Origin of the sequence: Pseudomonas sp. W17 (genome assembly GCF_040268305.1) — a bacterium.
In the GTDB taxonomy this organism is placed as follows: Bacteria; Pseudomonadota; Gammaproteobacteria; order Pseudomonadales; family Pseudomonadaceae; genus Aquipseudomonas; species Aquipseudomonas protegens.
Window position 1 is genome coordinate 274,275 of sequence record NZ_CP158490.1, and the last position, 24,934, is coordinate 299,208.

Genomic DNA, 24,934 nt, shown 5'->3' on the forward strand with positions numbered 1-24,934 from the left:
TCGAAACCGACGTCGTGCTTGCCAGGATAGAGCGCGTCGAGGGCCGTTGCGGCTGCTGCGCCCCGGGGCGCCGGCCGGCCAGCGGGAGCAAGCTTCGCGCCACCGAAACCCTCTCTGATGAGACTGGCGTGCAGCGGTTGAACCCTGTTCTAAGCTCACAGTCGTAACGTCACTGGCGAGACAGCATCACGCAAAAGGAGCCTGCATGGCTGCGTTCAATTCGAAGTGGATAGTGGGATTGACCCTGTTGCTGCTGCTTGGCGGCTGCGGGGCGGAAAAGCCCGGGGAAAAGGAGCGCCCGCGGGTGCGCATCCTGGAGGTGCAGAGCAGTGACTTCGCCCCTTCGGTGACCCTGACCGGTGACGTCCAGGCCCGGGTGCAGACTGAACTGTCGTTCCGCGTCGGCGGCAAGATCATCCAGCGCATGGTCGATGTCGGCGATCGGGTTACCGCGCAACAGGTGCTGGCCAAGCTCGATCCCAAGGACCTGCAGACCAATGTCGATTCTGCCGCGGCCTCGGTGTTCGCCGAGCAGGCCCGGGTCAAGCAGGCCGGCGCGGCGTTTGTCCGCCAGCAGAAGCTCTTGCCCAAGGGCTACACCAGCCAGAGTGAATACGATTCGGCCCAGGCCGCCCTGCGCAGCAGCCAGAGCGCCCTGAGCGCGGCCCAGGCGCAACTGGCCAACGCCCGCGAGCAACTGAGCTACACCGAGCTGGTGGCCGAGGCTCCGGGGGTGATCACCGCGCGCCAGGCCGAGGTCGGCCAGGTGGTGCAGGCCACGGTGCCGATCTTCAGCCTGGCCCGGGATGGCGAGCGCGATGCGGTGTTCAACGTCTACGAGTCGCTGCTGATGCAGCCACCGGGCCAGGAAACCATTCACATCAGCCTGCTGGACAACCCCAAGGTGACCACCACCGGCAAGGTCCGCGAGGTGACGCCGGTGGTCTCGGCCCAGAGCGGCACGGTGCAGGTCAAGGTGGTGCTCGATTCGTTGCCGGCGGGCATGGACCTGGGCTCGGTGGTCAGCGCTACCGCCCGGGCCCATGGCAAGGCCAGTGTGGTGCTGCCCTGGTCGGCCCTGACCAAGAACCTCAGCGAGCCTGCCGTGTGGCTGGTGGGCGAGGACGGCAAGACGGCCCTGCACACGGTGAAGGTCGGGCGCTACCTCACCGGCAAGGTGATCATCAGCGACGGCCTCAAGGGCGGCGAGAAAGTGGTAGTGGCGGGTGGGCAGTTGCTGCACCCGGGGATGTTCGTGGAGATCGCCTCGCAAACGAGCGACCAAGGAGCACAGCCATGAAGCGCCTGCTGCCGTTGTTGTGTGCCAGCGCCTTATTGCTGGGCTGCTCCAGGGAAGAGCCGGCGCCGGAGCCGGTGCGCCCGGTGCTGTCGTTCCGGGTGGCGCCCCAGGCCGAGGAAAGCCTGGGGCGTTTTGCCGGCACCATCCAGGCCCGCTACGAGACCAACCTGGGCTTCCGGGTGCCGGGGCGCATTGCCAACCGCAATGTCGATGTCGGTGCCGAAGTGGGCCCCGGGGACTTGCTGGCGACTCTGGACCCCACCGACCAGCAGAACCAGCTGCGGGCCGCCCAGGGCGACCTGGCCAAGGTCGAGGCGCAGTGGATCAACGCCCAGGCCAATGCCCGGCGCCAGCAGGAACTGTTCGATCGCGGCGTGGGCGCCCAGGCGCAACTGGACATCGCCCAGACCGACCTGAAGACCACCGGTGCCTCCCTGGACCAGGCCAAGGCCTCGGTGCGCCAGGCCCGGGACCAGCTCAACTACAGCGAACTGCGCAGCGATCACGGCGGTGTGATCACCGCCTGGAACGCCGAGGCCGGGCAGGTGGTGACCGCCGGCCAGCAAGTGGTGACCCTGGCCCGGCCGGAGATCAAGGAAGCGGTGATCGACCTGCCGGCCAGCCTGGTGGACCAGTTGCCGGCCGGTGTGGAATTCAAGGTCGCGGCACAGCTGGATCCGAGCATCAGCACCACCGCCACGGTGCGTGAGATCGAACCCCAGGCCCAGAGTGCAACCCGTACCCGCCGCGCCCGCCTGACCCTCAAGGACACGCCCGAGGCCTTTCGCCTGGGCACCGCCATCAGCGTGACCCTGAGCTCGGCCATCGAGCCGCGCACCGAGGTGCCGCTGACCGCCCTGCAAGAGGTGCAGGGCAAGACCCGGATCTGGGTCGTCGACCCCCAGAGCCAGACGGTGGCTCCGCGCGAGGTCACGGTGCTCAGCCGCGACAGTGCTTCGGCGTTGATCAGCCAGGGCGTCAAGCCCGGCGAGCGGGTGGTCAGTGCCGGGGTCAACAGCCTCAAGCCGGGGCAGAAAGTCAAAATCGATGAGGACCGCGCACAATGACGCCCGACAGCAAAGGGAGCTTCAACCTGTCCGAGTGGGCGATCAAGCATCAGTCCTTCGTCTGGTACCTGATGTTCGTTGCGCTGCTAATGGGCGTGTTTTCCTACATGAATTTGGGGCGCGAGGAAGACCCGTCCTTCACCATCAAGACCATGGTCATCCAGACCCGCTGGCCCGGTGCGACCCAGGAAGAAACCCTGAAGCAGGTCACCGACCGCATCGAGAAGAAACTCGAAGAGCTGGACTCGCTGGACTACGTGAAAAGCTACACCCGCCCCGGCGAATCGACGGTTTTCGTCTACCTTCGCGACACCACCAGTGCCAAGGACATTCCCGAGATCTGGTACCAGGTGCGCAAGAAGATCAACGACATCCGCGGCGACTTTCCCCAGGGCCTGCAGGGCCCGGGGTTCAACGATGAGTTCGGCGATGTGTTCGGTTCGATCTACGCCTTCACCGCCGATGGCCTGAGCATGCGCCAGTTGCGCGACTACGTGGAACAGGTACGGGCGCAGATCCGTGAAGTGCCGAACCTGGGCAAGGTGGAGATGGTCGGCGAGCAGGACGAAGTCATCTACCTGAACTTCTCCACCCGCAAGCTGGCGGCCTTGGGCATTGACCAGCGCCAGGTCCTGCAGAGCCTGCAATCGCAGAACGCGGTGACCCCGGCCGGGGTGATCGAGGCAGGGCCGGAGCGCATCTCGGTGCGCACGTCCGGGCAGTTCGCCTCGGAGAAGGACCTGGCCACGGTCAACCTGCGGCTCAACGACCGCTTCTACCGGCTGGCGGACATCGCCGAGATCAGCCGCGGTTATGTCGACCCTTCCACGCCGCTGTTCCGCTTCAATGGCAAGCCGGCCATCGGCCTGGCGATCGCCATGAAGAAGGGCGGCAACATCCAGGACTTCGGCAAGGCCTTGCACGCTCGCATGGACCAGCTCACCGCCGACCTGCCGGTGGGCGTCGGGGTGCATAAGGTTTCCGACCAGGCCGAGGTGGTGGAAGAGGCAGTGGGCGGTTTCACCAGTGCCCTGTTCGAGGCGGTGATCATCGTGCTGGTGGTGAGTTTCATCAGCCTCGGGGTCCGCGCCGGCCTGGTGGTGGCCTGCTCGATTCCGCTGGTGCTGGCCATGGTCTTCGTGTTCATGGAGTACAGCGGCATCACCATGCAGCGGATCTCCCTGGGGGCGCTGATCATCGCCCTGGGGCTGCTGGTGGATGACGCGATGATCACCGTGGAAATGATGGTCACGCGGCTGGAGAAGGGCGAGAGCAAGGAGCAGGCAGCGACCTTCGCCTACACCTCCACCGCCTTTCCCATGCTCACCGGGACCCTGGTGACCGTGGCCGGCTTCGTGCCCATCGGCCTCAATGCCAGTTCTGCCGGTGAGTACACCTTTACCCTGTTCGCGGTGATCGCGGTGGCCATGCTGGTGTCGTGGATAGTCGCGGTGCTGTTTGCCCCGGTGATCGGCATCCACATCCTGAGCACCAACGTCAAACCCCATTCCGATGAGCCGGGGCGTATCGGACGGGCCTTCAACGGTGGCCTGCTGTGGGCCATGCGCAACCGCTGGTGGGCCATCGGCATCACCGTGCTGCTGTTCGTGGCTTCGGTGTTCTGCATGCGTTTCGTGCAGAACCAGTTCTTCCCGTCATCGGACCGGCCGGAGATCCTCGTTGACCTCAACCTGCCGCAGAACGCTTCGATCAACGAGACCCGCCAGGCCGTGGACCGCCTGGAGGCCACCCTCAAGGACGACCCGGACATCGAGCGCTGGAGCACCTACATCGGCGAGGGCGCAATCCGTTTCTACCTGCCCCTGGACCAGCAATTGCAGAACCCGTACTACGCCCAGCTGGTGATCGTCAGCAAGGGCCTGGAGCAGCGCACGGCCCTGACCCAGCGCTTGCAGAAACGCCTGCGGGAAGATTTCGTCGGCATCGGCAGCTATGTGCAGGCCCTGGAAATGGGCCCGCCGGTGGGGCGGCCGATTCAATACCGGGTCAGTGGCAAGGACATCGACCAGGTGCGCAAGCACGCCATCGAACTGGCCACCGAGCTGGACAAGAACCCGCACATCGGCGAGATCATCTATGACTGGAACGAGCCCGGCAAAGTGCTGCGCATCGACATCGCCCAGGACAAGGCGCGGCAACTGGGGCTGTCCTCCGAAGACGTGGCGCAGTTGATGAACAGCATCGTCAGCGGCTCCACCGTGACCCAGGTGCATGACGACATCTACCTGATCAACGTGGTCGGTCGCGCCGACGACAACGAGCGCGGCTCCCCGGAAACCCTGCAGAACCTGCAGATCGTCACTCCCAGCGGCACTTCGATCCCGCTGCTGGCGTTCGCCAGCGTGCGCTACGAACTGGAGCAGCCGCTGGTGTGGCGTCGCGACCGCAAGCCGACCATCACCATCAAGGCCGCGGTGCGCGATGCGATCCAGCCCACCGACCTGGTCAAGCAACTGAAGCCGGACATCGACCATTTCGCCGCGCAACTGCCCGCCGGCTATTCGGTGGCCACCGGCGGCACCGTGGAGGAGAGCGGCAAGGCCCAGGGGCCGATCGCCAAGGTGGTGCCGCTGATGCTGTTCCTCATGGCGACCTTCCTGATGATCCAGCTGCACAGCGTGCAGAAGCTGTTCCTGGTGGCCAGTGTGGCGCCCCTGGGGCTGATCGGCGTGGTCCTGGCCCTGGTGCCCACGGGCACGCCCATGGGCTTTGTGGCGATCCTCGGGATCCTGGCGCTGATCGGCATCATCATCCGCAACTCGGTGATCCTGGTGACCCAGATCGACGAATACGAGCGTGAGGGCTATCACCCCTGGGACGCGGTGCTGGAAGCCACCCACCATCGGCGTCGACCTATCCTGCTGACCGCCGCGGCGGCCAGCCTGGGGATGATCCCGATTGCCCGGGAAGTGTTCTGGGGGCCGATGGCCTACGCCATGATCGGCGGCATCATCGTTGCCACCTTGCTCACCCTGCTGTTCCTCCCGGCGCTGTACGTGGCCTGGTACAAGATCAAGGAACCGAGCAAGGACACCGAGCGCACCCGGCCCACGGCCTCGTAGGCGCTGGCTATTTCCGTAGGAGCTGGCTTGCCAGCGAAAGGGGGCCTGAAGGCGAGCACCTGATCCGAAATCGCCTTCGCCGGCAAGCCGGCTCCTACGGGGTATGCGGCGTTGCAGAGGGCGTAGGCCCCCCACTGCCTCGTAGGAGCTGGCTTGCCAGCGAAGGGGTCCGAGAGACAGGCGCCTGATCTGAAATCGCCTTCGCTGGCGAGTTGGCTCCTTGCAGGGGGATCAGGCCTTGCGCCAGACGCTGGCCAGCCACGGTTGCTGTTCGCGAGGCAGGCCGGCGGGGCGGTAGTAGTGCTCCAGTTCGACAAACCCGGCATCAGTCAGCAGTGCCTGCCAGGCCGCCAGGTCGTGGTAGGCGCCATAGCGCGGGCCGTTCCAGCCTTCCTGGTTTTCCCCTCGCGGATTGGAGCTGAACAGCACGCCGCCGTCCTTCAGGCTGGCATGCAGCTGCTTGAGTATCCGCGGCAGTTCCTGGCGGGGAATGTGGAACAGCACCGCGTTGGCGAAGATCCCGTCGAAGCGTTCAGCCGGCAGGTCGAGCTTGAGAAAGTCCTGCTGCCAGACCTCGCAGCCGCTGTCTTCCCGGGCCATCTGGGCGAAGCGCTCGCAGCCGTCGAGGCCGACGGCGACATGGCCCAGGCGGGTAAAGGCCTGCAGGTCGCGGCCGGGGCCGCAGCCAAAATCCAGCACGGTGAATGGCGCCGGGCCCTGAATGTGCCGCAGCAGCGCGTCGATGTTCTGGCTCACATCGTGGTCGCGGGTGCCTTCGCGAAAACCTTCGGCCACCTGGTTGTAGTGGCCGAGGGTGGTTGCGGTGATGCTTTCGAGATCGTCGGGGGCGAGTTTCATGGCGGGCTGCGTGGGTAGAAGGGAGGCAGCAAATATACCTCCAATGGCGACCTGGCGGCCTTTTCGCGAGCAAGCTCGCTCCTACAGGTTGTGTGCAGTCCCTGGTAGGAGCGAGCTTGCTCGCGAAGGCGTCCGAGCGGACACCACAGCCCTCAGCGCTTGTTCAGCACCCGCGCCAGGCGGTCGCCACCCAGCTGGATCGCGGCCACCAGAATCACCAGCAGCACGATCACCGTGAGCATGATCTGGCTGTCGAAACGCTGATAACCGTAGCGGTAGGCAATGTCCCCCAGGCCGCCCGCGCCAATCGCCCCGGCCATGGCCGAGGAGTTGATCATGGTCACCAGGGTGATGGTGAAGCCGCCGACGATGCCCGGCAGCGCTTCGGGCAGCAGCACGTGCCAGACGATATGCCAGCGCCGGCAACCCATGGCCTGGGCGGCCTCGATCAGGCCGTGGTCGACCTCACGCAGGCTGACTTCGGCGATCCGCGCAAAGAACGGCGTGGCGGCGATGGTCAGCGGCACCACGGCGGCCCACACGCCGTAGGTGGTGCCGACGATCATCCGGGTAAAGGGGATCAGCGCCACCATCAGGATCAGGAACGGGATCGAGCGGAACAGGTTCACAAAGGCCCCCAGCGCCCGGTTCAGGTTCGGCGCCTCGTAGATCCCGCCCTTGCCGCTGGTGACCAGGATCACCGCCAGGGGAATCCCCGCCAGCAGGGCAATCAGCGAGGACACGCCGACCATCAGCAGGGTGTCGAGAATGCCCTGCAACAAGCGATCAAACCACATAGCCCAGTACCTCCACCTGTTGTGCCCATTGCCCGGCGCGCTGGCGCAGTTGCGCAGCCTCCAGGGACGAGCCCTGGACTGCCAGCAGCAATTGCCCCAGGGCGTGCCCCTGGATGCGTTCCACGCCGCCTTGCAGCAGGCGTACGCGGCCGCCCAGGGCGCCGAACAGCGCCGCCAGGTCCGGTTCCTCATGGCTGCTGCCGGTGAAGCGCAGGCTCAGCACCAGCGCCGCCTCGGAAGACGTCGGATGGCTTTGCAGGCGGTTCTGCAGTTCTTCCGGCAGGCCGTGCTGCAGGGGCGCCAGCAGGGTCTTGCTGACCTCGTGCTGCGGGTTGCCGAAGACTTCCCAGACCGGCCCCTGCTCGACGATGCGCCCGTGTTCCAGCACCACCACGCGGTCGCAGATATCGCGGATTACCGCCATCTCGTGGGTGATCAGGATGATGGTCAGGCCCAGGCGCTGGTTGATCTCTTTCAGCAGGCCGAGGATCGACTGGGTGGTTTCCGGATCCAGGGCCGAAGTGGCCTCGTCGCACAGCAGGATCTCGGGATCGTGGACCAGGGCCCGGGCGATCCCCACCCGCTGCTTCTGGCCGCCGGACAACTGCGCCGGGTAGGCCCGATGCTTGTCCTTGAGACCCACCAGCTCCAGCAGCTCGCGCACCTTGCGCTCGCGCTCGGCCTTGGGTACCCCGGCCACCTTCAGCGGCAGCTCGACGTTGTGCCACACGGTCTTGGCCGACATCAGGTTGAAGTGCTGGAAGATCATGCCGATGCGCCGGCGCAGGGCCACCAGGCGGTCTTCGTCGAAGTCGCCGATGTCCACCTGGTCGATTAGCACCCGGCCGCTGCTGGGCTGCTCCAGGCGGTTGATGGTGCGGATCAGCGACGACTTGCCGGCGCCGCTGCGGCCGATGATGCCGAACACCTCGCCGCGCTGGATCGAGAGGTCGATATCGTGCAAGGCCTGCACCGGACCCTGCTGGCCCTGGTAGGTCTTGCCCAGGCCGATAAAACGCACCTGGGCGCGATTCAGTTCGGGGTGCAGCTCGGTCTGCTCGGCGCGCCGGGGCGCCGCTTCCGGCAGCTTGCGCTGCAGCGTCGCGACACTCATCTCAACCTTCCCAACCGGCTTGGTAGAGCTTGCCGTGGGCTTTATCCAGAGCGGCGCGAACGGCAGGCGAGTGCTGGTAGATGTCGACGAACTTGATCAGCCGCGGGTCGTTCTTGCTCTTGGGCTGGATCACGAACTGAATCACGTATTCCTTGTGGTCCAGGCCGTCGAACAGCAGCGCCGAGCCGGCATCGAAGGTCTTGGCCAGGCGGATGTAGGCCGGGTAGCCCTGGACCAGGTCGGCGTCGTCATAGGCGCGTACCAGTTGCACGGCTTCGACCTGGAGGATCTTGATCTTCTTCGGGTTGCTGACGATGTCGTCTTCGGTGGCCTTGTAGCCGACGCCCGGCTTGAGGGTGATCAGCCCGGCCTTGGCCAGCAGTTGCAGGCCGCGCCCGCTGTTGATCGGGTCGTTGGCGATGGCCACGCTGGCGCCCTCGGGCAGTTCAGCGAAGCTTTTGTATTTTTTCGAGTACAGGCCGACGTTGTTGATGATGCCCGGGGCGAAGGGCACCAGGTCGAAACCGGCGGCGGCCTTGGCGTTTTCCAGGAACGGGATGTGCTGGAAGTAGTTCACGTCGATGTCACCGGCGGCCAGGCTGACGTTGGGCGCGATCCAGTCGGTGAACTCCACCAGTTCCACCTTCAGGCCCTGCTTGCCGGCCTCTTCCACGGCGGCCTCCAGGGGAATGGCGAAGGCGGCGGTGGTGCCGACCTTGAGCGGCGCGTCGGCGGCGAAGACGGCGCTGCTGAACAGGCCGAGGGCGAGGGCCAGGGCTTTGAGCGGGTGGCGCAGGCGTTTGGTTTTCATAGGGGTCAGGGTCCGAGTCGGGGCCAGGGAATGGGGTGTGGTTGCGGGCCTCTTCGCTGGCTAGCCAGCGCCTACAGTGAGGTGTGCAGGAGCCGGCTTGCCGGCGAAGCATTTAGCGGCGGTAGGCCGCGCCGGTGTGTTGTTCGGGCAGCTTGCGGCCCTGGCGGAAGAGCTTTTCCCGCAGGGTGCCGTCGTCGTAGGCGGTCTTGTAGGAGCCGCGGCGCTGCAGTTCGGGGATGACCAGGTCGATGAAGTCGACGTAGCTTTCCGGGGTGACGATGCGGGTCAGGTTGAAGCCGTCCAGGCCGGTTTCGGCGATCCAGGATTCCAGGTCGTCGGCCACCTGCTGCGGCGAGCCGACCACGGTGAAGTAGCGGCCGCCCAGGGCGTGCTGGTCCAGCAGCTTGCGTCGGGTCCAGTCGTTGTTCTGCAGGTTCTTGGTGGCCGACTGGATGGCATTGCTCTTCACGTACTGGATCGGCTCGTCGATCTCGTACTGGGAAAAATCGATCCCGGTGGACGCGGAAAAATGCGCCACCCCGGCCTCTGCGCTGGCGTGGCTGCGGTACTCGGCGTGCTTCTTCCAGGCCAGTTCCTCGGTCTGGCCGACTATCACGTTGAGACCCATGAACACCTTGATGTCCTCGGGATTGCGCCCGGCGGCCACGGCGCTGGCGCGGACCTTGTCCACCTGGGCCCTGGTCGCGGCCTTGTTCTGCCCGCTGATGAACACGCACTCGGCGTGGCGCCCGGCGAACAGCAGGCCGCGGTCCGAGCTGCCGGCCTGGAACAGCACCGGGGTGCGCTGCGGCGACGGTTCGCACAGGTGGTAGCCACTGACCTGGTAGAACTCGCCCTGGTGCTCGACCTTGTGCACCTTGCCCGGCTGGGCGTAGATGCGCTGTTCGCGGTCGTTAAGGACCGCGTCGTCCTCCCAGCTGCCTTCCCAGAGTTTGTACAGCACCTCCAGGTACTCGTCGGCCTGGTCGTAGCGGCGGTCGTGCTCGATCTGCTCCTTGAGCCCCATGGCCTGGGCGGCGCTGTCCAGGTAGCCGGTGACGATGTTCCAGCCGACCCGGCCACGGCTCAGGTGGTCGAGGGTGGAAAGGCGCCGGGCGAACAGGTAGGGCGCCTCGTAGGTGAGGTTGGCGGTGAGGCCGAACCCCAGGTTCTTGGTGACCGCGGCCATGGCCGAGACCAGTAGCAGCGGGTCGTTCACCGGCAGCTGGATCGACTCCTTGAGGGGCACGTCCACCGAGTTCTGGTAGACGTCGTAGACCCCGACGATGTCGGCGATGAACAGCCCGTCGAACAGCCCGCGCTCCAGCAACTGGGCCAGCTCGGTCCAGTACTCGAGGGTCTTGTACTGGGTCGAGTTGTCCCGCGGGTGGGTCCACAGGCCGTGGTTGATGTGCCCGACGCAGTTCATGTTGAAGGCGTTGAGCAGGATCTTCTTCTTGGTGGTTTCAGGCGCGGCCATCAGATGGTCCCCCGCAGTGGCGGGTTCTGCTGGTTCAGGTAGTAGTTGCCCACCGCGTGGTACTTCCAGCGCACCGGGTCGTGCAGGGTGTGTACCCGGGCATTGCGCCAGTGGCGGTCCAGGCCATGCTCGGCCAGGGTCGCCTGGCTGCCCGCCAGTTCGAACAGGGTGCTGCCGGCGGCCAGGGAGATTTCCGTGCTCAGGGCGCGGACCTCGGCCACGGCGATGGACGCGGCGGCCACGGTGTCGGCGTTGGTGTCGGCCTGGGCCCGGTCGAGGAATTCTCCGGCGCGCTCCAGCAGGGCCTCGGTGGCGTGCAGGCGGATGCTCAGGTGGCCGAAGCTCTTGAGGGTCAGTGGGTCGTCGGTGGCCTTGTCGTTGCCGGAGTCGATCCACGGCCGGGTCTTGGTGCGCACAAAGCGCAGGGCGTCTTCATAGGCGGCGCGGGCGATGCCGGTGTCGATGGCGGCGTGGAGAATCTGCGCCAGCGGGCCGACTGGGGTCGGGCGCTCGAAGGCGCTCTGGAACGGCACCACGTCGGCCTCGTCCACCCACACGTTGTCGAATTGCACCGAGCCGCTGCCGGTGGTGCGCTGGCCGAAGCCGCTCCAGTCGTCGATCACGTCCAGGCCCTGGGCGTCGGCGGGGACGAAGGCCAGTTGCTGCACGCCGTGTTCATCCACCACCGAGGTGGGGATGCGCTGGGCGTAGAGGGCGCCGGTGGCGTAGAACTTGCGCCCGTCGATGCGGTAGCCCGGGCCGTTGCTGTCGCGGCTCAGGCGGGTGGTGCGGTCGTGGGCGGTCTTGGTGCCCAGCTCGGCCAGGGCATTGCCGAAACGCCGGCCGGCCAGGACTTCGGCGTACAGCCGTTGTTTCTGCTGAGGGCTGCCGTTCACTCGCAGCACTTCCAGGGCGTAGAAATGGTTCTGCGGGATCTGCCCCAGGGAGGCGTCAGCCTCGGCGATCAGGGCGATGACCTTGGCCAGGGTGACGTTGGAAACCCCGGCGCCACCGTATTCCTTGGGCACGCTGATGCCCCACAGGCCGGAGCGGGAAAAGGCTTCCAGCTCGGGGTGCGGCAGGCGCCGCTCGCGGTCGCGCAGGGCGCTGTCGCGCTTGAAATCTTCCGCCAGGTCGCTGGCGACAATCAGGGCTTGCTCATCGCTGGTAATGACCGCGACGTGTTGGGAAAGAGACATGTGTTTCTCCAGAGATCTGGTCAAAAGCGTTCTGGGCGGTTAAATCCAGGAGTGCCGGGCAGGCAAGGTGCCGTTCAGGTGATAGGTGCCCACGGCGTGGTACTTCCAGCGCACCGGGTCGTGCAGGGTGTGCACCCGGGCGTTGCGCCAGTGACGGTCGAGGTTGAATTCGGCGAGGGTGGCGCGGCTGCCAGCCAGCTCGAAGAGCTTTTCACTGGCCAGCAGCGAGATCTCGGTGGTCAGCACCTTGGCTTCGGCCACGGCGATGGAGGCGCGGGCCGCAGACTCGGCAGTGATCGGCGCCGCACTGACCTGGTCCAGCACCTGGCCGGCCTTGCGCAGCAGGGCTTCGGCGGCGTGCAGTTCGATCTGCAGCTTGCCGATGTCGGCGATCACATACAGGTCATCGCTGGCCCGTTCGACGTTGGCGTCGACCCACGGGCGTGCTCGTTCACGAACGAAACGGATGGCGTCGGCCAAGGCTTCCCGGGCGATGCCGGCGTCAATGGCGGCCTGGATCAGCTGGGATACCGCGCCCTGGATATTCGGTGTTTCGTTGATCCGCCAGTTGTCTAGCACCAGCTCGGCGTCCACCCGTACATCGTTGAGCAGGATGGTGCCGCTGGCGGTGGTGCGCTGGCCGAAGCCCGACCAGTCGTCGACGATGCGCAGCCCCGGGGTGCCACGACGGACGAAGGCCAGCACCTGGCGGCCTTCCTCGTTGAGTGCCTTGACCGCCACCCAGTGGGCGAACAGGGCGCCGGTGGAGTAGAACTTCTGGCCATTGATCACGTGGCCGTCGGCGTCGGCGGTGATCCGTGCCTTGAGTTCAAGGGTGTTCTTGGTGCCGCGTTCCGGGCCGGCATTGCCGATGCGCCAGCCTTCCAGGACGCTCTGCAGCAGCTGTTTCTTCTGCCGCTCGGTGCCGCAGCCGAGAATCAGGCCGAGGATGCCAAACTGGTTCTGCGGGATCTGTCCCAGGGCCGGGTCGGCCGCGGAAATGATGGCAAAGACTTCGGCCAGGGTGACGAAGGAAACCTGTGGCCCGCCGTAGGTGCGGGGGATGGAAATACTGCCCAGGCCGCTGCGGGTGAACTGTTCGATCTGCGCCCAGGGCAGCTTGCGCTGACGGTCACGTTGGGCGGCTTGCTGGCGGGCAACGTCCGCCAGTTCATGGGCGGCCTGAAGGGCTTCGGCGTCGTTGCGCAAAACCCGTGCGGGCAACAAAAGGGGAGCAATATCCAGGTCACTCTGGACCTGAGCTTCGACCAGACTGGACATCAGCGCCACTCCTTGGCTGCACGCAATGCCCTGGCGATCTGCACTGGGGTGATTGTGTTCCGGACCATACCTACCTCACATCTCATGGATATGCCGCGTGCGTGCGGCGAAATCAGAATCAAGAATGTCCGGTGGTCCGGTGCATATACCCTATGCGCGTATAAAAATTAAATAAACTAATTTTTAGGAATATGAATAGAAGGGGTTTACGTATACGGCAGGATGGCCGGTTGCGGCCCAGTGGCTGCGGGCTGGCGCGGTGTGCGGCAGACACCGGCTAGCATTTTTCGTTGGCGCAAAAGAACACGGACAGGGGGATGCAAACACGGGAAGTGAGGCGATCGGCGCTGAGCGTTCAGGCGCCGCCGCAGGCGTTACTGGTACTGATCCAGCTCGTGGGTGAGCGATTGCAGCAGTGACTCGGGGGGCAGCAACAGGCCTTGTCCGTCCGCATCGGCAAACACCAGGCAGAGCCTGGCGTCGCGCTGCATGCCAGGCAGCCAGTGGGAGAGGAAATGGCCCAGCTCAATGGGCTTGGGTTCAAAGCCGTGCCATGGGCCGTGGGCGCACAAGGCGGCGAACTCCGCCTCTGGCCAGAAGGCGATGGCGCTGGCCTGGGCGGAGCCGGCGGTGGCCCAGCCGTCAGCGAACAGCCCCCAGATGACCTGGAAATCCGCCACCTTGCGAATCAGGTAGTCACACCGGGCCTGGGGCGAGAGCCGGAGCAGGTTGTGGATTTTCTGCGGCGCCAGCATCAGGCCTCCATGGCCTGGAAGGAGCGCAGGCAGCCGGCTAGGGGAGTTTCAAGCTTCATGTGCCGGGGTGGAGAAACTTGCTGAGGAACTGTCGGGTGCGTTCGTGCTGGGGGTTGGCGAACAGCGCCTTGGCTTCGCCCTGTTCGACGATCACCCCCTTGTCGAAGAAGATCACCCGGTTGGCCACGTCCCGGGCAAAGCCCATCTCGTGGGTGACGATGACCATGGTGCGTTTCTCTTCGGCCAGGCTGCGGATGGTGGCCAGTACTTCGCCCACCAGCTCCGGGTCCAGGGCCGAGGTGGGTTCGTCGAACAGGATCACCCGCGGTTCCATGGCCAGGGCCCGGGCGATCGCTACCCGCTGTTGCTGGCCGCCGGATAGGCGCCTGGGGTAGGCATCTTCCTTACCTGCCAGCCCGACCTTGGCCAGCAGCGCGCGACCCAGGGCGACGGCTTGCTCCCGCGGGGTCTTCTTCACCACCAGCGGGCCTTCGATGACGTTCTCCAGGGCGGTGCGGTGGGGGAACAGGTTGAAGTTCTGGAATACGAAGCCCACTTGCTGGCGCAACTGGCGGATCCGGCCCTGCTGATGGCTCAGGGGGATGCTGCTGTCGATGCTGATGTCACCGATGCGGATGCGGCCGCTGGTGGGTTCTTCGAGAAAATTCAGGCAGCGCAGGAAGGTGGTCTTGCCCGAGCCGCTGGGGCCGATGATGGCGACCACTTCGCCTTCCTTGACCTCCAGGTCGATGCCATTGAGCACCGTCTGGCCCTTGAACTGCTTGGTCAGTTTTTCCACCACGATCATGGCTTCAGGACTCCTGGTCGTGCCGATTGACCCGCTCTTCAAGCCGGTTCTGCAGGTGCGCGAGCACGCTGGCGAGAATCCAGTAGATCAGGGCGGCGGCAAGATACATGGTGAAGATTTCGAAGGTGCGGGCGGTGATCAGCTGCGCCTGGCGGAACAGTTCAGGCACCTGGATGGTGGCGGCCAGGGCCGTGTCCTTGACCAGAGAAATGAAGCTGTTGCCCAGCGGCGGCAGGGCCGTGCGCATGGCTTGGGGCAGGATCGCCCGGCGCAGGGTCTGCGCGCGGGTCATGCCGATGCTGGCGGCGGCTTCCCATTGGCCACGCTCGATGGAGCCGATGGCAGCTCTGAGGATTTCACAGGCATAGGCCGCCATGTTCAGGGAGAAACCGATCAGTGCCGCGGGCAGCGGGTCCAGTTCCAGCCCCAGTTGCGGCAGGCCGTAATAGATCACGAAGAGCTGCACCAAGAGCGGCGTGCCGCGAAAGAACGACACGTAGATGCGGGCGATCCAGCTCACCAGGGCCAGGTGTGACAGGCGCATCAAGGCCAGGCCAAAGCCCAGCAGCAGTCCGAAGAACATGCCGCCGAGGCTGAGGATGACCGTGTAGTACGCGCCTTTGAGAAGAAATGGCGCTGATTCCAGCGCCAGTTGCAGGCCTGCTTCCATTATTGGGTGACGTCAGCGTTGAAGTATTTTTCCGAGAGTTTTTTCAACGTGCCGTCCGCCCGCAGTTCCTCGATGGCCTTGTTCACCGCCGCCAGCAGCTCAGGTTCGCCCTTGCGCAGGGCCACGCCGGCTTCCTGGCGGGAGAAGGGTTCGCCGGATACCACGAGGGTGTCCTTGGTTTTCTTGATCAGTTCGAAGGCCGCCAGGCGGTCCACCAGGATGGCTTCGATACGGCCTACGCGCAGGTCCTGGTACTTGGTCGGATCGTCGTCGTAGGTCTTGATGATGGCGGTGGGCACATTGTCCTTGAGCCACTGCTCGTAGTTGGTGCCCAGGCCCACGCCGACCTTGTGCCCACCCAGGTCGGCGGCGGTCTTGAACTTGCCTTCGTCCTTCTTCTGGGTCAGGGCCTGGATGCCGGAGACGGTATAGGGGATGGAGAAATCGTACTTTTTCTTGCGCTCTTCAGAGATGGTCACCTGGTTCACCACGGCGTCCAGGCGCTTGGACTCCAGAGCGGCGAGAATGCCGTCCCACTTGGTCGGCTGCAGCTTGACCTTGACCCCGAGCTTGTTCGCCAGGGCTTCGGAGAATTCCACCTCGAAGCCGGTCAGCTTGCCGTTTTCGTCCACATAGCTGAACGGTGGGTAGGTGCCTTCCAGGCCGACGTTGATGACTCCGGCATCCTTGATTTTCTGCAGTTGCTCGCCGGCAACCGCTTGTCCCATCAGTCCGGCACCGAGGGCCAGGCCCAGTGTGCCAATCAGCAGATTGCGACGCAGTACGGAAAAATTCATGACAAGCCCCTGTGTGTTTTCTTATGCACGATGCGGGTGGAGTTGCAGGTCAATCGGTGAGGCGCGAACTGTGCTTTATCCTGCCTTAAATGCGCGCGGCGCGTCTCGTGGCAATTGGGCCTGCGGCGCGACTATAAGACGGCATTTATAGGTTTAAAAATAATATAAATTTACTTTGTTATTCCTTTTTGTTTGGTTTTGTTGCGCCACCATCTCCTACAAAAACTTCACGGCACTCAACCCGTAGGAGCTGGCTTGCCAGCGAAAGCGCCGTCGAGGGTGGCGCATGGCTTGCGGGCCTGTTCGCCGGCAAGCCGGCTCCTACACAAAACTTCACCTCCTACGAGAAGGCGCCGGCGTAGGCGAACAGGGCCGGGGCGCCGCCGGTGTGCAGGAAAATCAGCGGGCCATCGTCGAAGCGCTGGCGGCCGACCCCGTCCAGCAGGCCGGCCATGGCCTTGCCGGTGTATACCGGGTCCAGCAACAGGCCTTCCTGGCTGGCCAGCAGCTTGACCGCCGCCAGCGTCCCGGCATTGGGTTCACCGTAGCGCGGGGCGAAGTACTCGTCCCACAACTGCACGTTGAAAGCGTCGGGCAGCTTCACTCCCAGCAACTCGGCGGTGCGCTCGGCCAGGCCCTGGACCTTGGGCCGCTGGTCTTCTTCGCTGCGCGACACGGTGACCCCGATCACCGGCAGTTGCGGCAGCACGTCGCTCAAGGCCAGGGCCAGGCCGCTGTGGGTGCCGGCGCTGCCGGAGGCCAGGACCACGGCGGCAAATTCCAGGCCGCTGTCTTCGATCTGCTGCGCCAGCTCCAGGCCGGCGCGCACGTAGCCCAGGGCCCCCAGGGCGTTGGAGCCGCCGATGGGCACCAGGTAGGGTTTCTTGCCGTTGCTGCGCAGGCGCGCGGCCAGGGCGTGCAGTTGCTCGTCGGCCTGGTCGAGGTTTTCCACCAGCTCCACCTTGGCGTCGAACAGGTCCAGCAGCAGGCGGTTGCCATTGCCCAGGTAGTTGGGGTCTTGGGTGCCGGTGGGGTTTTCCAGCAGGGCCACACAGCCCAGCCCCAACTTGGCAGCCAGGGCTGCGGTCTGGCGCACATGGTTGGACTGGATGGCACCGGCGGTGATCAGGGTGTCGGCGCCCTGGGCCAGGGCATCGGCGGCCAGGTATTCGAGCTTGCGCAGCTTGTTGCCGCCCATGGCCAGGGGTGTGCTGTCGTCACGCTTGACGTAGACATCGCGACCGATCCAGGCCGACAGCCGTTCGAGTTTTTCCAGGGCGGTGGTAGACCTGAGCAGGTCGAGACGATTAAAGCGGGCGAGCTGTTGTTTGATCATGGGGCCGCACGGAACAGGGAAGGTGCAAGGACTATAGGCAGCCCTTTTTGCCCGGGCAACCGCCAATCGCTTATGCGAAAAAGTGCTTGAAGCCAGACAATTAGTTCTTAAGCGCCGCCGTCGCCGGGCGTAAAGTGATCGCCGTTTGCGCGGCCCGATTGTCCGGCCGCCCGAGTAAGGAGTCTTATCGTGAGCGAGCGTTCCAGCCATTGGCAATTGCAGACCATCGTTGGCCAACTGCGTGATGCCCGTGACCAGTGGCGTACCCGCAACGGTCGGGTCAGCGGCGAGCAGGGCGGGCGTGAGCTGCCGTCGCGAGCGGCCATGGCAGAAATCCTCGAGGCCCTGTGCGGTGCCCTGTTCCCCATGCGCCTGGGGCCGGTGGACCTGCGCGAAGAGAGCGAGGACTTCTACGTGGGCCACACCCTAGACGCGGCGCTCAACGCCTTGCTGGCCCAGGCGCGCCTGGAGCTGCGCTATGTGGCCAGGCAGAGCGGCGAGGCCGATGCCGAAGTCAACGCCCGGGCGATCCGCCTGATCCAGGATTTCGCCCTGGCCCTGCCCGGCCTGCGGGTGCTGCTGGACACCGATGTGCTGGCGGCCTATCACGGCGACCCTGCGGCCCGCAGCGTGGATGAGGTACTGCTGTGCTACCCCGGCATCCTGGCGGTGATCCACCACCGCCTGGCGCATCATCTGTATCGCGCCGGCTTGCCGCTGCTGGCGCGGATCAGCTCGGAAATCGCCCACTCGGCCACCGGCATCGACATCCACCCGGGTGCGCAGATCGGCCGCAGCTTCTTCATCGACCACGGTACCGGCGTGGTGATCGGCGAGACCGCGATCATCGGCGAGCGGGTGCGCATCTATCAGGCGGTGACCCTGGGCGCCAAGCGCTTCCCGGCGGACGAGGACGGCCAGTTGCAGAAGGGCCACCCGCGCCACCCGATCGTCGAGGACGACGTGGTGATCTACGCCGGCGCGACCATTCTGGGGCGCATCACCATCGGCAAGGGCTCGACCATTGGCGGCAACGTCTGGCTGACCCGCAGCGTGCCGGCCGGCTGCAACCTGACCCAGGCCAACCTGCAGCACGACGACGGCTCGCAGAAGTAGAAGCCGGCTTGTGTAGGACTGGCTTGCCAGCGAAGGCGTCCCTGAGAGCAATGCAGGGCTTGCCAGCCTATTCGCCGGCAAGCCGGCTCCTACGGGAGAGAGGCCGGCCCGGCAAGGGGCTTTTTCTGCTGAACGATTGCGTGCGACATACGTCATACCCTTCCCTGAGCTAGCGTACTGACAGTACCGCTGAGCCCTGCGATTAGTCCTCGACCGCCTATCCATGTTTAACTTGAACGCTTGTTCAAGTTAAACCGGTGGTTCGCTGCCCGCTCACAACAGGAGGCTTGCCTTTGCTGAGTCCGTCTATTTCAGCCATGTTTCATCCCTTCGAGGTGCATCGTTCATGAGTGCACCATCCACCTCCGCGAATGCTCTGATTCGCATGAACCCTCCGGTGTTCTACTTCGCCGCGAGCTTTATCCTGATCTTCGGCGTGGTGGTCATTTCCATGCCGGAACAGGCCGGCGCCTGGCTGCTGGCGGCGCAAAACTGGGCGGCCAATACGGTCGGCTGGTACTACATGCTGGCGATGACCCTGTACCTGGTCTTCGTGGTGGTCACCGCCTTGTCCGGCTACGGCAAGATCAAGCTCGGTGCCGACCACGACGAACCCGAGTTCAGTTACCTGTCCTGGGCCGGCATGCTGTTCGCCGCCGGGATCAGCATCACGCTGTTCTTCTTCTGCGTTTCCGAGCCCCTGACCCATATGCTGCAACCGCCCCAGGGCGAGGCTGGCACCGCCGAGGCGGCGCGCCAGGGCATGCAGCTGCTGTTCCTGCACTGGGGCCTGCACGGGTGGGGGGTGTTCGCCTTCGTCGGCATGGCCCTGGCGTACTTCGCCTATCGGCACAACCTGCCGCTGGCCCTGCGTTCGGCGCTGTACCCGCTGATCGGCAAGCGCATCAACGGCCCTATCGGCTACGCGGTGGATGGCTTCGGCATCATCGCCACGGTGTTTGGCCTGGGCGCCGACATGGGCTTTGGCGTACTGCACCTGAACTCCGGCCTCGACTACCTGTTCGGCATCGCCCACACCCAGTGGATCCAGGTTGGCCTGATCACCCTGATGATGGGCGCGGCGATCATTGTCGCGGTGTCCGGGGTCGACAAGGGCGTGCGGGTGATGTCCGACATCAACATGCTGCTGGCGGTGGCGCTGCTGCTGTTCGTGCTGTTCGCCGGCCCCACCCAGCACCTGCTCAACACCCTGATCCAGAACCTGGGCGACTACCTGGGTGCCTTGCCGACCAAGAGCTTCGACGTCTATGCCTACAACAAGCCCAGCGACTGGCTGGGCGGCTGGACGGTGTTCTACTGGGCCTGGTGGATTGCATGGTCGCCGTTCGTGGGCCTGTTCATCGCGCGGATTTCCCGGGGCCGGACCATCCGCGAGTTCGTGTTCGGCGTACTGCTGATTCCCCTGGGCTTTACCCTGGCGTGGATGTCGATCTTCGGTAACAGCGCCATCGACCAGGTACTCAACCACGGTATGAGCGCCCTGGGCATGTCGGCTATCGACAACCCGTCGATGACCCTCTACCTGCTGCTGGAAACCTACCCCTGGAGCAAGACCGTGATTGCGGTCACGGTGTTCATCAGCTTCGTGTTCTTCGTCACCTCGGCGGATTCCGGCACCGTGGTGCTCTCGACCCTGTCGGCCAAAGGCGGCAACGCCGATGAGGATGGGCCGAAATGGCTGCGGGTGTTCTGGGGCGCGATGACGGCGCTGGTTACCAGCGCGCTGTTGTTCGCCGGCAGCATCGACTCGCTGAAGTCGGCGGTGGTGCTGACCTCGCTGCCGTTCTCGCTGATCCTGCTGTTGATGATGTGGGGGCTGCACAAGGCGTTCTACCTGGAATCCCAGCGGCGCATCGCCCAGTTGCATTCCCTGGCGCCGGTTGCGCCTTCGCGGCGGGGCAAGGGCGGCTGGCGCCAGCGCCTGAGCCAGGCGGTGCATTTCCCGTCACGGGATGAGGTGTATCGCTTCCTCGACCAGACAGTGCGCCCGGCCATCGAAGAGGTGACCGCGGTGTTCGTCGAGAAGGGCTTGAACGTGGTGACCCAGCCCGACCCGGCCAACGACAGCGTGAGCCTGGAAATCGGCCATGGCGACCAGCACCCGTTCATCTACCAGGTGCAGATGCGCGGTTACTTCACCCCGTCCTTCGCCCGTGGCGGCATGGGGCCCAAGGAGCTGCGCAACCGCCGTTACTATCGGGCCGAGGTGCATCTGGCCGAGGGCAGTCAGGATTACGACCTGATGGGCTACACCAAGGAACAGATCATCAACGACATCCTCGACCAGTACGAACGCCATATGCAGTTCCTGCATCTGGTGCGCTGAGCCGTTCGCTCAGGCCTTGGTGAGCAACAGGTAGAACACCAGGGCCAGCACCGGCACGGCAAACACCAGGCTGCCGACCGCCAGCTCCGAACGCAGGGGCTGGTGGGCGGTGACCATGCCCACCGCACCGTTGATGACCGTCAACGCCAGCCACAGCCCCGAGAAGCCATAGCCCAGGGGCTGGCGGCTGAAACCCAGCCGCTCGCCGATAAACAGCACCAGTGCCAGCAGGATCAGGCCAAAGGTGATGATGATGGTGGTGTGCATGATGGGTACTCCCCGGGAGCCGGTGTGCCGGCGCATATATCGAGCATAGGCGTCAAACCAGCCCGCCATTGGCCCGCAGGATCTGCCCGTTGACCCAGGCCGCCGCCGGGCTCGCCAGGAAGCTGATGATGCTGGCGATATCCTCCGGCTGCCCCAGACGTTCCAGGGGCGGCATCCTGGCGAAGCTGGCCACCTGCTCGGCAGTCTTGTCCTTGAGGAACAGTTCGGTGGCCACCGGCCCCGGCGCCACGGCATTGACCGTGATCTGGCGCCCGCGCAGCTCCTTGGCAAACACCTGGGTCAGGGATTCCACCGCCGCCTTGCTGGCGATGTACACCGCGTAGCCCGGCAGGTTGAGGCCGACGGTGCTGCTGGAGAAATTGACGATACGGCCGCCGTCATTCAGGCGCCCGGCGGCTTCGCGCAGGGTGTTGAAGGTACCGCGAGTGTTGATGGCGAAGGTCTGCTCGTAGAGCTCGTCGCTGTGCTCGGCCAGGGGCAGCACCTTGAGGATGCCGGCGTTGTTGATCAGCACATCGACCTTGCCCAGTTGGGTCTCGGTCTCTTCGAACAGCCGGCGCACATCGCTGGCGCTGGCCACGTCGGCCTTGACCGCTATGGCCCGGTGCCCGGCCTGGCGCAGTTCCACCACCAGCCGGGAAGCTTCCTCGCTGCTGCTGGCGTAGTTGATCGCCACGGCGTAACCCTCCTTGGCCAACTGGCGGGCGATCACTGCGCCTATGCCTCGGGAGGCTCCGGTGACAATGGCGACTTTTGCGGCTTGAGCGGTCATGGGGTCAGTCCTTCATGGAGTTTGAACGGCTTGTCTGGACAACAGGTTCACGGATTTACCGTGCTGGATAAATGCGCCAGAGTTGCCTTGACTGTTCAATATTCGCCAACAATCGAGCTTCTGGAGCCACCTGTGGACCAAGTCAAAGGGATGAAAGTGTTCGTAAGGATCTACGAGCGCAGCAGCTTCACTCTAGCCGCCGATGACCTGAACCTGCCCCGGGCGACCCTGACCCACACCCTCAACCAGTTCGAGGCCTGGCTCGGCACCCGGCTGCTGGAGCGCAGCACCCGCCGGGTACGCCCGACTCTGGATGGCCAGGCCTATTACCCCCGTTGCGTGCAACTGCTGGCGGAGCTGGAAGAGGCTGAACTGGCGTTTCGCACTGTGGAGCCCCATGGGCGCTTGCGGGTGGACATGCACGGCACCCTGGCCAAGCACTTCGTGATCCCGCGGCTGGGGGAGTTCATGCAACGTTATCCACAGATCGAACTGGCCATCAGCGAGGCCGACCACTTTGTCGACCTGGTCGCCGAGGGCGTGGACTGCGTGCTGCGTGCCGGCAACCTGGAAGGCTCCTCGCTGATTGCCCGGCGGGTGGCGAACCTGCAGCAGGTGACCTGCGCCAGCCCCGCCTACCTGGCGCGATACGGCGAACCGCAGAGCCTGGACGAACTCGGTGCGCATCGGGCGGTGAACTACGTTTCGCGTACCGCCACCCGCTCGTTCCCCTTCGAGTTCCTGGTCGAGGGGCAGGTGCGCGAAGTGACCATCGATGGTGCCTTGTCGGTGTTCGGTGCGCAGATCTACGGCGCCTCGGCCCTGGCGGGGCTGGGGATCATCCAGTGTCCGCGTTATCACGTGGCGCGGCAGATCGAGCAGGGATCGATGCGCGAGATTCTCTGTCACATGCCGCCCCCGGCAATGCCGGTGTCGGTGGTCTACCCCCACAGCCGGCACATGTCGCCGCGGGTGCGGGTGTTTGTCGACTGGCTGGCGCAGGTGTTTACCGAGGCGCATTGACGTCCCCGCTGGCACGCTATGCGCAGGAGCCGGCTTGCCAGCGAAGGCCGCCGCGAGAGCGATGCCGGACCTGAAGGCCTGTTCCCCGGCAAGCCGGCTCCTGCACGCTGGGCGATTGGCCACCAGCGTATTAATTAACCAAGTGTGTATAGTGTGTATTTTGCTCTGCTGCATTGCTTAAGGTGCCTGATCGTTCGGCATCCACAGGGCGGGGCTATGCGCAGTCGGGAAATGATCAGCAGGATCGAGGCGGATGGTTGGTACTTGGTGGCCGTCAAGGGCAGTCACCATCAGTACAAGCATCCTTTCAAGCCGGGCCGCGTGACCATCAGGCACCCGGATACGGATCTGCCCAAAGGCACGCTCAACAGCATCTTGAAACAGGCGGGCCTGAAATGAGCCTGTTTCTGAACGAGGAGTCCAACGACATGAAATTCCCGGTGGTTCTGCACAAGGATGCCGACTCCGAATATGGGGTGACAGTTCCGGATGTACCGGGCTGCCATTCTGCCGGCCCGACGGTTTCCCTGGCGTTCGAGAACATCAAGGAAGCGCTGTCCCTGCACTACGAGGGCCTGGTGGCGGACGGCGAGCCCTTGCCCCAGGTGCATGAGATTGACGATCACCTGGACAACCCCGACTACGCCGGTGGCGTATGGGGCGTGGTGGAGTTCGACGTGACGCCCTACTTCGGCAAGTCGGTGCGCTTCAACGCCACCCTGCCGGAGCAATTGCTGGAGCGCATCGACCAGAGGGTCGAACGCGATCAGCGCTACCGTTCGCGTTCCGGGTTCCTCGCCGCTGCGGCGCTGCGCGAGCTCTCTGCCTGAGGGGCGGTGGGCTCAACTGCTTTCGCGCTCGATCAGCTGGCATTGCAGCAGGTTCAGGCGTTGCACCGTGCCGGCCACTGGCAGCACTCCCAGGCTCTCCAGCACCCGGGTCGCGGCCAGTACGCCGATCTGAAGCGCCGGTGGCTGGATGGTGCTCAGGCTGGGCAGCAGCATCTGCGCAAAGGGGTAGTCGCCAAAGCCCAGCACCGCACATTCCTCGGGGATCTTCAGCCCGGCTCGTTGCCCCGCCAGCAGGCCGCCGGCCGCCAGGTTGTCGTTGGCGAAGATGATCGCGTCGGGGCGTTCCGGGCTGCCCATCAGCGCTTCCATGGCCTGTTTGCCGGCCTCGAAGGGCGCGCGGTCGGCATCCGGGGCAAACACCCGGGGCGCCAGCCCCAACTCGGCCAGCGTTGCCAGATAGCCGTCGCGCCGCTCCAGGGCACTGAAGTCTCCCGGGGCGCTGTTCTGCACGAAGGCGATGCGCCGGTAGCCTTTGGCGTGCAGGTGGCGAGCGGCCGTGACCCCTACCTGAAAGTGCGAAAAGCCGATCTGCAGCGGTTGGCGCTGGGGCTGGTAGTCCCAGGTTTCGATCACCGGGATCTCGGTGTCGGCGAGCATCTTTTCCGTGCCCGGGCTATGGAAGTGGCTGGTCAGTACCAGGGCTGCCGGCGACCAGCCGAGAAAGGCCCTTACCGCGCTCTCCTCCTGCCTTGCGTCGAAGTAGCTGGAAGCCAGCAGCAGTTGGTAGCCATGGCGGCTGAGGGTGTCGCTGAAGCCCTGGATGGTCTGGGCGAAAATCGGCCCGGAAATGTTCGGGATGACCATGGCGACAATTCGCCCGCGGGCCGAGGCCAGCCCGCCGGCCACCAGGTTTGGTACATAGCCGAGTTCGGCGACCACCGCGGCGATGCGTTCACGGCGCTCGGGGGAAACACTGTCGGGCTGGTTGAAATAGCGCGAAACGGTGATCGCCGAGACCCCGGCCTGGCGCGCCACGGTGTTCAGGGTTACGCGGCCGGCGCCGCGGCGCTTGCGGCCAGGCGCTTGGTCAGAGGTCATGAGCGCATCCCTTTGGCTGAACAAAAAGGCATATAAAAGTAATTTTTCAGTATTGGACGCTCTATCAAGAGCCTGTCGATACTGGCGATGTTAGCGCTAACAAAGCGCCATGTCTGCTACTCGCTCGAGCGAATGCCCAAGAC

General features: G+C 64.8%; 23 protein-coding genes. 8 read left to right on the plus strand and 15 right to left on the minus strand.

What is annotated here, in order from left to right:
* The first annotated feature begins 205 nt into the window (after nt 1-205).
* From ABCR88_RS01255 to ABCR88_RS01265, 3 genes are read left to right on the plus strand one after another with little or no spacing between them, the layout of a single operon-like run.
* On the plus strand, nt 206-1,300 hold the full coding sequence (locus ABCR88_RS01255) for an efflux RND transporter periplasmic adaptor subunit (protein ID WP_011058616.1): 1,095 nt from the start codon (nt 206-208) through the stop codon (nt 1,298-1,300).
* Nucleotides 1,297-2,367: an efflux RND transporter periplasmic adaptor subunit gene (locus ABCR88_RS01260; protein WP_210692854.1), complete on the plus strand. Its 1,071-nt coding sequence runs from the start codon at nt 1,297-1,299 to the stop codon at nt 2,365-2,367. The genes ABCR88_RS01255 and ABCR88_RS01260 overlap by 4 nt, the downstream gene beginning before the upstream one ends.
* Nucleotides 2,364-5,450: an efflux RND transporter permease subunit gene (locus ABCR88_RS01265; protein WP_350403996.1), complete on the plus strand. Its 3,087-nt coding sequence runs from the start codon at nt 2,364-2,366 to the stop codon at nt 5,448-5,450. Before ABCR88_RS01260 ends, ABCR88_RS01265 begins: the two co-directional genes overlap by 4 nt.
* 231 nt (nt 5,451-5,681) lie before the next feature.
* Here the strand turns inward: ABCR88_RS01265 and ABCR88_RS01270 are convergent, their stop codons facing one another.
* The 12 genes from ABCR88_RS01270 to ABCR88_RS01325 form a co-directional block, all read right to left on the minus strand.
* Entirely contained in the window at nt 5,682-6,308 is a 627-nt protein-coding gene (locus ABCR88_RS01270) for a class I SAM-dependent methyltransferase (RefSeq protein ID WP_350403998.1), read from the minus strand.
* A gap of 152 nt (nt 6,309-6,460) precedes the next feature.
* The gene (locus ABCR88_RS01275; RefSeq protein ID WP_015633738.1) at nt 6,461-7,105 is read right to left on the minus strand and encodes a methionine ABC transporter permease; all 645 of its coding nucleotides are present in this window, start codon (nt 7,103-7,105) and stop codon (nt 6,461-6,463) included.
* The gene (locus tag ABCR88_RS01280) at nt 7,095-8,219 is read right to left on the minus strand and encodes an ATP-binding cassette domain-containing protein (protein ID WP_337154469.1); all 1,125 of its coding nucleotides are present in this window, start codon (nt 8,217-8,219) and stop codon (nt 7,095-7,097) included. Before ABCR88_RS01280 ends, ABCR88_RS01275 begins: the two co-directional genes overlap by 11 nt.
* Before the next feature lies 1 nt (nt 8,220).
* Entirely contained in the window at nt 8,221-9,030 is an 810-nt protein-coding gene (locus ABCR88_RS01285; RefSeq protein WP_350404001.1) for a MetQ/NlpA family ABC transporter substrate-binding protein, read from the minus strand.
* Nucleotides 9,031-9,142: 112 nt separating this feature from the next.
* Nucleotides 9,143-10,510, minus strand: coding sequence for an LLM class flavin-dependent oxidoreductase (locus tag ABCR88_RS01290; RefSeq protein ID WP_350404002.1), 1,368 nt, complete (start codon nt 10,508-10,510; stop codon nt 9,143-9,145).
* Complete coding sequence (locus ABCR88_RS01295) at nt 10,510-11,709, minus strand: SfnB family sulfur acquisition oxidoreductase (protein WP_041115161.1); 1,200 nt, start codon at nt 11,707-11,709, stop codon at nt 10,510-10,512. Before ABCR88_RS01295 ends, ABCR88_RS01290 begins: the two co-directional genes overlap by 1 nt.
* A gap of 39 nt (nt 11,710-11,748) precedes the next feature.
* Nucleotides 11,749-12,990: an SfnB family sulfur acquisition oxidoreductase gene (locus ABCR88_RS01300; RefSeq protein WP_350023479.1), complete on the minus strand. Its 1,242-nt coding sequence runs from the start codon at nt 12,988-12,990 to the stop codon at nt 11,749-11,751.
* 374 nt (nt 12,991-13,364) lie between these two features.
* Nucleotides 13,365-13,745, minus strand: a complete 381-nt coding sequence (locus ABCR88_RS01305; protein ID WP_041115165.1) for a DUF2750 domain-containing protein — start codon at nt 13,743-13,745, stop codon at nt 13,365-13,367.
* A 55-nt stretch (nt 13,746-13,800) separates the two neighbouring features.
* Complete coding sequence (tcyN, locus tag ABCR88_RS01310) at nt 13,801-14,553, minus strand: L-cystine ABC transporter ATP-binding protein TcyN (RefSeq protein WP_041115168.1); 753 nt, start codon at nt 14,551-14,553, stop codon at nt 13,801-13,803.
* 4 nt (nt 14,554-14,557) lie between these two features.
* Nucleotides 14,558-15,223 (minus strand): cystine ABC transporter permease, encoded by a 666-nt coding sequence (gene tcyL / locus ABCR88_RS01315; protein ID WP_011058627.1) that lies wholly within the window; start codon nt 15,221-15,223, stop codon nt 14,558-14,560.
* Entirely contained in the window at nt 15,223-16,020 is a 798-nt protein-coding gene (gene tcyJ / locus ABCR88_RS01320) for a cystine ABC transporter substrate-binding protein (protein WP_011058628.1), read from the minus strand. The genes tcyL and tcyJ overlap by 1 nt, the downstream gene beginning before the upstream one ends.
* Before the next feature lie 340 nt (nt 16,021-16,360).
* The gene (locus ABCR88_RS01325) at nt 16,361-17,356 is read right to left on the minus strand and encodes a D-cysteine desulfhydrase (protein WP_077933196.1); all 996 of its coding nucleotides are present in this window, start codon (nt 17,354-17,356) and stop codon (nt 16,361-16,363) included.
* A 189-nt stretch (nt 17,357-17,545) separates the two neighbouring features.
* Here ABCR88_RS01325 and epsC point away from each other — a divergent pair, with 189 nt between their 5' ends.
* Both epsC and betT read left to right on the plus strand, forming a co-directional pair.
* Nucleotides 17,546-18,472, plus strand: coding sequence for a serine O-acetyltransferase EpsC (epsC, locus tag ABCR88_RS01330; protein ID WP_011058630.1), 927 nt, complete (start codon nt 17,546-17,548; stop codon nt 18,470-18,472).
* Between the two features lie 385 nt (nt 18,473-18,857).
* The gene (betT, locus tag ABCR88_RS01335; protein ID WP_161466434.1) at nt 18,858-20,819 is read left to right on the plus strand and encodes a choline transporter BetT; all 1,962 of its coding nucleotides are present in this window, start codon (nt 18,858-18,860) and stop codon (nt 20,817-20,819) included.
* Nucleotides 20,820-20,828: 9 nt separating this feature from the next.
* Here the strand turns inward: betT and ABCR88_RS01340 are convergent, their stop codons facing one another.
* Both ABCR88_RS01340 and ABCR88_RS01345 read right to left on the minus strand, forming a co-directional pair.
* The gene (locus ABCR88_RS01340) at nt 20,829-21,086 is read right to left on the minus strand and encodes a hypothetical protein (protein WP_350404004.1); all 258 of its coding nucleotides are present in this window, start codon (nt 21,084-21,086) and stop codon (nt 20,829-20,831) included.
* 52 nt (nt 21,087-21,138) lie between these two features.
* Nucleotides 21,139-21,879: an SDR family oxidoreductase gene (locus ABCR88_RS01345; RefSeq protein ID WP_019094920.1), complete on the minus strand. Its 741-nt coding sequence runs from the start codon at nt 21,877-21,879 to the stop codon at nt 21,139-21,141.
* 132 nt (nt 21,880-22,011) lie between these two features.
* On the opposite strand from ABCR88_RS01345, the gene ABCR88_RS01350 reads away from it, so the two are divergent.
* The 3 genes from ABCR88_RS01350 (at nt 22,012) to ABCR88_RS01360 (ending at nt 23,732) form a co-directional block, all read left to right on the plus strand.
* A complete protein-coding gene (locus ABCR88_RS01350) occupies nt 22,012-22,902 on the plus strand; it encodes a LysR family transcriptional regulator (protein ID WP_350404006.1) in 891 nt (296 codons plus the stop codon).
* Nucleotides 22,903-23,118: 216 nt separating this feature from the next.
* A complete protein-coding gene (locus ABCR88_RS01355) occupies nt 23,119-23,301 on the plus strand; it encodes a type II toxin-antitoxin system HicA family toxin (protein WP_041115175.1) in 183 nt (60 codons plus the stop codon).
* 29 nt (nt 23,302-23,330) lie between these two features.
* Nucleotides 23,331-23,732 carry a type II toxin-antitoxin system HicB family antitoxin gene (locus tag ABCR88_RS01360; protein ID WP_041120520.1) on the plus strand — a complete coding sequence of 134 codons (402 nt, stop codon included), beginning with the start codon at nt 23,331-23,333 and terminating at the stop codon, nt 23,730-23,732.
* A gap of 12 nt (nt 23,733-23,744) precedes the next feature.
* On the opposite strand, the gene ABCR88_RS01365 is transcribed toward ABCR88_RS01360, so the two are convergent.
* On the minus strand, nt 23,745-24,791 hold the full coding sequence (locus tag ABCR88_RS01365; protein WP_077933197.1) for a LacI family DNA-binding transcriptional regulator: 1,047 nt from the start codon (nt 24,789-24,791) through the stop codon (nt 23,745-23,747).
* Nucleotides 24,792-24,934 lie beyond the last annotated feature (143 nt).